Consider the following 6754-nt stretch of genomic DNA (forward strand, 5'->3'; position numbering starts at 1 on the left):
TCCTAATCTCTATTTAAATTATTTAATATATATATTAAATTTCCAGCGATTTTTTTAGCTAATAACGGCGGTACAGAGTTTCCAATCTGCATATACGTTTTTGTATAGGCTCCCAAAAAAAAGTAATCATCCGGATAAGATTGAACTCTTGCTGCCTCCCTAGGTGTCAATCCTCTAGCTTGAAATGGATGAATATACATATTACAGTCAAATTTCATGTGCGCAGTAATAGTCTTACAAGGTTTATTAGGAATTAATTTGTAGTATTTATCTTTAAACATATGACTCCTGCTTTTATATGGCATGATATCAGCAATTCTTTCACTATCAGATTTATCTCCCGGTAGCATTCTTTGGAAAATTTCAATATCTCTATCATTATTGTATCTAGCTTTATGATTAAATATTAAACCGTCATTGGTATTAGGGTTTATTTCAGTCAAATAGTTATTTCGGTTTGCTTTATCAAAATTCTCAATTTTAAAACCTGACTCTTCATTGTCATTTTCAGTCGAATTTCTCTCTCTAGATGCGCTTAAACTCCTTAAATCGCCTATCGCATCAAACAATACGCGTTCAGTATCATTACTACTGTTGATCAGATTTCCGATAACTTCAGAAGCAGTATATCCGCTACTTTCAACAATATCTTGGCGCAAACCAATATAAATAAGACGTTCTCTGTTTTGTGGAACACCAAAATCCCGAGCATTTAAAACGACATATGATATATCATAATGAGTAGCCACATTTGCATTAAAGTCTTCGACTACTTCACTTGCAACATTTTTCATCCCTTTAACATTTTCCATGACAAATAATTTCGGTTTTAAATTTTTTACCGATTCCACATAATATTTATATAACACGTTTCTAGGATCATCTATTATACGTTGCCGATTCGCCGTCGAAAATCCTTGACAAGGTGGTCCCCCTATCAAAACATCTGCATCCTCTAAAATATACTCATGAATATTGTGTGCTATATCTTCAATTCCTCCCATTGTAATATGCTTACCGTCAATTTCGGGATGATTGAATGCGTAAGTACGCAATGCCGCCTTCTCAATATCATTAGCAAATATTACTCTGAACCCTTTTTGGGTAAAACCTAGGCTCATTCCTCCAGCACCACAAAATAAATCTACTAACGTTGGCTTTTTGGATTTTTTTTCATTTTCAACCATTAATTCTCTATATTTTTTACTATACTTTAATATAGCTTCCTCGACATTCATGTCTGCATCTATCAAAGCATTAAAACTCAAAATAAGATTTTTCAACATAGTTTCATCCATGATTTTTTGGATTTCTTTCAGAGACTGCTGCTTTGAAATCACTCCAAACTCATTTAACATGTTGATTGTTTCTTGACCTAAAACAGAATTTCCGGATTTATATCCAAGTGATTCAACAGTCTTATTAAAATTATTAATGATCTCAATGAATTCCTTCTTTGAAATTATGTTTAAATCAAATACATTATTAGAAAAAACATTCACTAAATTAGTCATTTTAAATTCGCTACCTCATGTATAAATTGATTTATTGATTGTGCCAGAAAATATGCGACATCTACAGTAACGGCATTGCCAAACTGACGATACAGTTGCGTATCACTAACCACATATTTCCAATCCGATGGAAAACCTTGAATCTTTCTGCATTCATTCGGTGTCAATCTTCTAACATCAGAAATACGTTTAAGTTCAGTATCTTCAAATTTTTCCCTGTTTTTAAAATCTTCAAAATAATTATCTTGATTTGCGCGGTGCATCTTATGCATTGTAGCAGTCAAAGGTTTTGCAATAGGAAGATTAATTTCTGATTTAGACCTGTAATTTCCACTTCCGTGTGACAGTATTGTCGGTAATATCTTACGCGATAAAAAATATTTTTTATCAACTTCTTTATCTAACAAATCAAAAGTCGTTTTTTCTAAATGGAATGGTTCTGGATACTGAAATTCGCGAGCAACTTCTCCAAACTCTTCATTTAAAAAGCCTACAATAAAAACTCTGCGCCTAGTTTGTGGAAGCCCGTAATCTCTAGTATTTAATACTTTAGCATGTATGGTGTAATTCAAATCGTTTTCTAAAATCGACTTCATTTTTTCAAATGTTTTACCCTTATTGTGAGTTAGTATATTCCTTACATTTTCTAAAACTATAACTTTAGGCTTATGTTCTCTTAAAATTGTCTCAATAGTAAAAAATAAAGTGCCTCGCTCATCTTCAAAACCTTTTTGACTCCCCATCATACTAAATGGTTGACAAGGAAAACCAGCTAATAAAATATCATGTGATGGTATTTCACTTAAATGATTGTTTATATCGCCTAACACTATATTATCATCTATGTTGGCTTTGTATGTTTTCACAGCATCTTTATCAAAGTCATTTGCCCAGACTATATTAAAGCCTGCATTGATAAAGCCTAAATCAATGCCTCCAATACCCGAAAATAAACTTACTGCATTTAAACCATTTGATTTCTTTTCAATTCTTTCCATTTTCTTCACCATTTTCTTTGTTTCTCTCTATAATATCTTCAACATTGCAGTTCAAGCATCCGCAAATTCTATCAAGTACATCCATACTCACATTTTGATTCTTGCTCAAACGTGCAAGAGTTTGATTTGTAAGTTTAGCTCGATCACGTAATTGAGTTTTATTTATTCCCTTATCGATAGTGAGTTTCCATAGTCTATTATAGGAAAACGACATATTGCACCACCTTATTTATAGAATTAAATTCTACATATGTAGAATATCATATTTAAAAAACATTATAAAATATATCGTTATTTATCAACTTTTCCTTTTAATTATTTAGATATTATATTCAAAAAACGTCTAACTTGATCGTTCTAAATTACAATTTATTTCCACTCAAGAGATCCTGCTTCTTTACTTTGAGCGATCCAGTTATTAAATGCAGAAGGTGTCAAAACCGGATAATCACTACCCGTGCTTTGACATTAAAATGAACCTTAACATCCTTTATTTGAAAGCATCGATAAAGACTCTGATTTACCGCTTATTCATGAAAATGTTCGTTCTTCTGATATGCAAAATTTTGACTATCCCAATTTACCTTAAATTATATATAAAGTTAAGTCTGGAAAATTAAAAATTTCCATTCACCTTATTAGCCATCCATTAGTTCAAAAAGATCAACCTCTTTAGTTTATGAATTTGCATTAGTGGAACATATGAATAAAAAGAGGTGAAACCTATGGCTGATATAATGACACCGGAACAGCGAAAGAATAATATGAGGGCAATTAAAGCAGTCTCTAAAATTGAAACAATTGTTGCAAAAGAGTTATGGAAAAACGGAATCCGTTATCGGAGAAACAATAAAAAGTTATTCGGAAAGCCTGATATCTCTATTCAAAAATATAAGATTGTGATTTTTATAGACTCGTGTTTTTGGCACCAATGCCCTTTGCACGCTACCATGCCTAAAAGTAATGCGGAATTTTGGAAAAAAAAGTTAGCGCGTAATGTTGAACGTGACAAAGAGGTTAATGAATATTATCTTCAAAATAAATGGAGAATAAAAAGAATATGGGAACATGAAATAAAAAACGACCTTGAAAAGGTCGTTGATGAGCTGATGTTTTTTATAGAAGACTCAAAAAGACTAAAAGACGAATGACATCAACGGTACTTTTTTGTTCTAAAGAAAAAACACTCACTATTCTACAATCAATATTTAGGACAGTAGTCATCTGAAAATTTAGATTTTTTATTAATTCACTTCGGCATCTATACCAAATTTATCGGCTGGAGTATCTGCCGGAGAAAATTCTATCTTAAAAACTGTATGGTTTTTTTCACCCTCAAATGTCCAGCTGTCGGATACATCAATAAATTCAACCTGTTCTATATTAAATTGTACAGCAAGCTTATTTGCAACGTTTTCTGTCATTTCAAAAACAGTACTTCCTTCTCCGGTAATTTTACCGGACTCGACAATAATCCCTTCACAGATTATAGAGAAAATCATAAGCTGTTTTACCATTTGACACCCTACTTTCTTATTGTATCGGTAAATTTTCATATTATTATTCATTCCATGCATTAGACAATAGTTAAATCTATCTCTTCAGCTCTCCCGATATATTTCTCTGAATTTTCAAGAAATAACGGCTTCAACTCTTCTTTGTCTAACATAGGAGACAATACAATAGGGTAACTTTTATTAAATTCAAATATGACACGTCTCCCTACACGCTCATCTTTTCCTAAATCACTTCTGTTTTTAATCTTTGCTTTTAAAACTTTTGATAAATCTAACTCATCAATAATATCTAAAACGTTAATCAAAAACTGACCGTTACGGAAAATTTCGTATTTTATAATGTAATTAAACAGATCTAAGTTATCTACAATAAGATTAAAATAGCGAAGTTTTTCATGTGAATCGGAAGTATGATCAATTACATATTGAGTTGCCAACACACTTTTATAAATGTAATTTTCCCAATCAAATTTCTTAAGAACTATATTTTTAAATGTTTTTTCATCTGATTTCACTTCTGGATAATGTTCCAATATATAATCCCTTTTATGTGTTAACAATAATGAGTGCCAAAATCGCTCATCCAAATGTATGTCCCGATCCATTTGAAGATATACTTCTCCCAATACTCTAAATGCTTCAAAAAACAGCTTATTTCTTTCTTCCTCATTTTTTTGCGCCATATAAATCGGAAAGTCAGGTGCATCTATTATTGTTATTATGTCATTTGAAAAATAACTTTCATTCGAAATAATTTGATCTTCCAAAAAATCATTATATAAAGTATCGCTTGTTTTATATGATGCATCTAACAACTTAATCTCCATGTTGTGCAAGCCCCTTTATAGCAGAAATATACTTATCAATAATACGATCCGAAATTTTATGGATAACTTCATCAATTGAGTCGATCGAAATTTCTGTTACCATTTTTTTAGTCATAAGCTGGTATAACTTTATATCGAGCAGACTATTTGGCAGGTCACATACTTCTAAATCCACTGTTTCCTGATCTTCTCCATTATTGATAATAAATTGATGTAATGCTCTGGATAAACCGGTATAAATATATGGATTATTCAATTTGTTGCTTTGTGAGAACTCAACAAATTGATATTCAGGGTTTCTATAATTGATAATTATCGTCTCTGTTCCAAGTTCAATTTTAATGTCAGATGATAAAGACGGATTTACTTTTTTCTCAAACAGTTCAAACGGTTTTGTAGTACTTCCTTCAAATAACACTACGTTTGAATATGCTAATAAAGCGTGCTTGGATACGTTTAACTTTTCTTTAAACTGTAAGTAAAAATCATTAAGATCTTCGTTTAACGAGAAATTAATTTCTTCTTTTGATTGAATTTGTAGTTGAACCGATGTTCTTTTATTTAAAGATAAACGAGATTTAGGTATGTCAACATACTTATCAATATCTCCAACACGGTAATACTTGTTATCACGTGACTGAATAATTAATAGTAATTGTGCACGATTCTCCTTAAGTAAATTCTCCAAAAAAGGAGAATCCAATTCATACTTATACTTTAAGCGGTACATATTGGAGCTCTCTTCTAACGATACATCTAAAATAAAATTACTTTCAGCGTAGCTATGGGAGTCATTTGTAAGTACAGGATAGGGAAAATTCGCATTTTTTTTATAAATCATTTGGCACCTCTACGTAGTAAACAAATTTTAAGGTACGATTGTACTGGGGCAATAAACTAAGTTCTAATTGAGCTTTCCCCTCAATGATTTCAACATTTTTAATAAGATTGTTTTCAATATCATATTTTGTAAAATTATTTGGGTTTCGGATCTCAAGGTAGCTGCCTACCAGGTCAAACTCGTTTGTATGCTCTACTCCCATTCCATCAATTACTGCTAAGCCGATATCACACGACTGATCATTCATAATTTCAGCACTTTTTGTAAAATCAAAATTTAAATATTCTTTATCCTGTACGATAATACGTTCTACCATTTCAGGATTGGCACTATATTTTTTACTTGTACTTTCACCATCATGCTCGCCACTCGGGTTTTTTTGAAGTTTTAACGGATTACGTGTTTGCTTACGGTCTTTTTTTTCATTTTTATTAATGTTTTCTTTTGCATTTCTTTTCTCTTTTTTCTTAACTGTTGTTTTCGATTTCACCACAGGTTTATTGTTTATTAATACTGTCCCCATAGATGATTGAAGATCTTGTTTAAACTCTGTTTCTACTACATAAAGAATATCTTCGGTATTTATCATTCCATCTGCAGGGTTATTAGCTTTTATGGCACTTTCAATAACTTTACTGATTTCTTTTGATAAATTATTAATAAAGCGTTTTGCCTGCCTTTGTAAAATCGGATCTTTTATATGATCTGAGGATAATTCAGTATGAGATTCATTTTCCAAAGATTTTAAATAAGAGTCTTCTTCTGGCCCACCAATCAGTACAGCATTAAATGGTTTGTTTACATTTCCTTTTACTTTTAAGTCCTCAATCTTCATTCCTACTGTTCTTACTATTGCCACTCTGCCTTTTGTAATTCTTTCATCATAATTAAAATACAGTCTAAAGTTAAAGTTTTGACGACTATCCGATATCTGAACTGAACCCTGAATGGTGGACACTTGATAAAAGACCCCATTCGGGGTTTTTTGTGTTTAAAGAAATCGATATACTGTACCTATTCAATTTAGACGGGAGAACTATTCATGAACAGACGCACC

8 protein-coding genes are annotated in these 6754 nt (G+C 31.5%); 1 reads left to right on the top strand and 7 read right to left on the bottom strand.

Annotated elements, in window-relative coordinates:
- Window positions 1–2: 2 nt before the first annotated feature.
- Genes KNP87_RS15000 through KNP87_RS15010 form a run of 3 tightly spaced genes read right to left on the bottom strand, consistent with a single transcriptional unit; the run spans window position 3 to window position 2726 of the window.
- The gene (locus KNP87_RS15000; RefSeq protein ID WP_214722175.1) at window positions 3–1514 is read right to left on the bottom strand and encodes a DNA cytosine methyltransferase; all 1512 of its coding nucleotides are present in this window, start codon (window positions 1512–1514) and stop codon (window positions 3–5) included.
- On the bottom strand, window positions 1511–2512 hold the full coding sequence (locus KNP87_RS15005) for a DNA cytosine methyltransferase (protein WP_214722176.1): 1002 nt from the start codon (window positions 2510–2512) through the stop codon (window positions 1511–1513). The genes KNP87_RS15000 and KNP87_RS15005 overlap by 4 nt, the downstream gene beginning before the upstream one ends.
- Window positions 2499–2726, bottom strand: coding sequence for a helix-turn-helix domain-containing protein (locus KNP87_RS15010; RefSeq protein ID WP_214722177.1), 228 nt, complete (start codon window positions 2724–2726; stop codon window positions 2499–2501). The genes KNP87_RS15005 and KNP87_RS15010 overlap by 14 nt, the downstream gene beginning before the upstream one ends.
- 511 nt (window positions 2727–3237) lie before the next feature.
- On the opposite strand from KNP87_RS15010, the gene KNP87_RS15015 reads away from it, so the two are divergent.
- Complete coding sequence (locus tag KNP87_RS15015) at window positions 3238–3663, top strand: very short patch repair endonuclease (protein ID WP_214722178.1); 426 nt, start codon at window positions 3238–3240, stop codon at window positions 3661–3663.
- 93 nt (window positions 3664–3756) lie between these two features.
- Here the strand turns inward: KNP87_RS15015 and KNP87_RS15020 are convergent, their stop codons facing one another.
- The 4 genes from KNP87_RS15020 to KNP87_RS15035 are packed head-to-tail and all read right to left on the bottom strand — an operon-like array spanning window position 3757 to window position 6655.
- On the bottom strand, window positions 3757–4029 hold the full coding sequence (locus KNP87_RS15020; RefSeq protein WP_214722179.1) for a hypothetical protein: 273 nt from the start codon (window positions 4027–4029) through the stop codon (window positions 3757–3759).
- A 59-nt stretch (window positions 4030–4088) separates the two neighbouring features.
- Window positions 4089–4856, bottom strand: coding sequence for a DUF6339 family protein (locus KNP87_RS15025; protein WP_214722180.1), 768 nt, complete (start codon window positions 4854–4856; stop codon window positions 4089–4091).
- Complete coding sequence (locus KNP87_RS15030; protein WP_214722181.1) at window positions 4846–5697, bottom strand: hypothetical protein; 852 nt, start codon at window positions 5695–5697, stop codon at window positions 4846–4848. Before KNP87_RS15030 ends, KNP87_RS15025 begins: the two co-directional genes overlap by 11 nt.
- Window positions 5687–6655, bottom strand: a complete 969-nt coding sequence (locus KNP87_RS15035) for a hypothetical protein (RefSeq protein WP_214722182.1) — start codon at window positions 6653–6655, stop codon at window positions 5687–5689. The genes KNP87_RS15030 and KNP87_RS15035 overlap by 11 nt, the downstream gene beginning before the upstream one ends.
- Between the last annotated feature and the right edge of the window lie 99 nt (window positions 6656–6754).

This window comes from Exiguobacterium sp. s192 (genome assembly GCF_018618795.1).
Classification (GTDB): domain Bacteria; phylum Bacillota; class Bacilli; order Exiguobacteriales; family Exiguobacteriaceae; genus Exiguobacterium_A; species Exiguobacterium_A undae.

Bases quoted from the DNA above. Each gene is read 5' to 3' on its own strand.
- KNP87_RS15000 (WP_214722175.1), bottom strand. From the start codon at position 1,514: ATGACTAATTTAGTGAATGTTTTTTCTAATAATGTATTTGATTTAAAC.
- KNP87_RS15005 (WP_214722176.1), bottom strand. From the start codon at position 2,512: ATGGAAAGAATTGAAAAGAAATCAAATGGTTTAAATGCAGTAAGTTTA.
- KNP87_RS15010 (WP_214722177.1), bottom strand. From the start codon at position 2,726: ATGTCGTTTTCCTATAATAGACTATGGAAACTCACTATCGATAAGGGA.
- KNP87_RS15015 (WP_214722178.1), top strand. From the start codon at position 3,238: ATGGCTGATATAATGACACCGGAACAGCGAAAGAATAATATGAGGGCA.
- KNP87_RS15020 (WP_214722179.1), bottom strand. From the start codon at position 4,029: ATGGTAAAACAGCTTATGATTTTCTCTATAATCTGTGAAGGGATTATT.
- KNP87_RS15025 (WP_214722180.1), bottom strand. From the start codon at position 4,856: ATGGAGATTAAGTTGTTAGATGCATCATATAAAACAAGCGATACTTTA.
- KNP87_RS15030 (WP_214722181.1), bottom strand. From the start codon at position 5,697: ATGATTTATAAAAAAAATGCGAATTTTCCCTATCCTGTACTTACAAAT.